Raw genomic sequence first — 1,132 nt, forward strand, 5'->3', positions numbered from 1 at the left:
GCCGCCTCCTTAACTGAATTCACATTCAAGTACAAGCTTGACGGCATGGTCATCGATCAGGCGCAGACGTGACTGGCTTCCGTAGAGAAGGAGACTGGTGCATACTTTATCGATCATCCTGGCTGTACCGGAAGTATACTGGTAAACAGCATCAATGGCTGCGTCAGTAAAAATATCCCTCCCACACCCAGCATAGTCCAGCTGTCTGCGTATATAAGCTCCGGTCTGGGAACGGTCATAATGGTTTAATACACTCTGTACATCGATCCTCTGACGGATCGCTGTATATGCCTGCAGCTGCAGCTTTTTCCATAATTCTGTCTGTCCTGCAAGTATTAATCCCATCGGGCTTTTCGAATCCAGGTGCGTGTTTAAGAGAAATCTTATCTCTTCCAGCATTTCACGGTTCATCAGGTGGCATTCATCGCAGACACATACCGGCTGGATCCCATGTACAGCCTTCATGATCTCGATCTCCTCATGAAGCTGGCGTTTTGCATCCCCGCGGTTATATTTTGGAGTAAATCCCATCTGGCACAGCAGGATCCGGTAAAAGTTCCTGGGTGTCAGCTTCGAATCTGATATATACAAAAATTTATATCTGTTTGGATCAAGGTCATCCGCAAATCTGCGCAGGATCGTGGTCTTACCAGTCCCACAGTCACCGGTCAGGACAGCGAAAAGCTGGCGCTCCGCCACATATTTCAGACGGTTCTCCACTTCATCCAGTTCCGGAGGCATATACAGTTCATGGCTTGGGATTCCACGGGTAAAGGGAGTGGCTGTCATTTCATAAAAAGATTCAAACATTGTCCCCACCTCCCGCATTCATTCCTGTAAAGGAAATGGCAGTGCGGCGGATCGCCTGCCGTTCTTCGTTCCTTTTGGCTGCAGCATCCAGCATACGGGAGCTTTCCGGTTCTTTTTTCTCGTAACTTTCTGGAAGTTCTGGTTTCCGGGCGGCATGGCCTGTCACTATAAGCGGCCTGGCACTGCATGCGGGAAACCCTTCACATTCTATGGTGACGGAAGAGATATCCGCGGGATCATAGACTACATCTACGTCCCGGTGGATCATGGACAAGCCAAGCTCCACTTCATACTTCTGCCCGCAGAAACTGATACATCCGCT

General features: G+C 49.4%; 2 protein-coding genes. Both read right to left on the bottom strand.

Features of this window, described 5'->3' with window-relative positions:
* Positions 1-9: 9 nt before the first annotated feature.
* Complete coding sequence (locus tag ACTQ50_RS19645; protein WP_441485561.1) at positions 10-810, bottom strand: ExeA family protein; 801 nt, start codon at positions 808-810, stop codon at positions 10-12.
* Positions 803-1,132: hypothetical protein (locus ACTQ50_RS19650; RefSeq protein ID WP_441485562.1), on the bottom strand; the 330-nt coding region annotated here is incomplete at its 5' end. The genes ACTQ50_RS19645 and ACTQ50_RS19650, both read right to left, overlap by 8 nt.

Source organism: Blautia sp. Sow4_E7 (assembly GCF_052116245.1).
GTDB lineage: Bacteria > Bacillota > Clostridia > Lachnospirales > Lachnospiraceae > Blautia_A.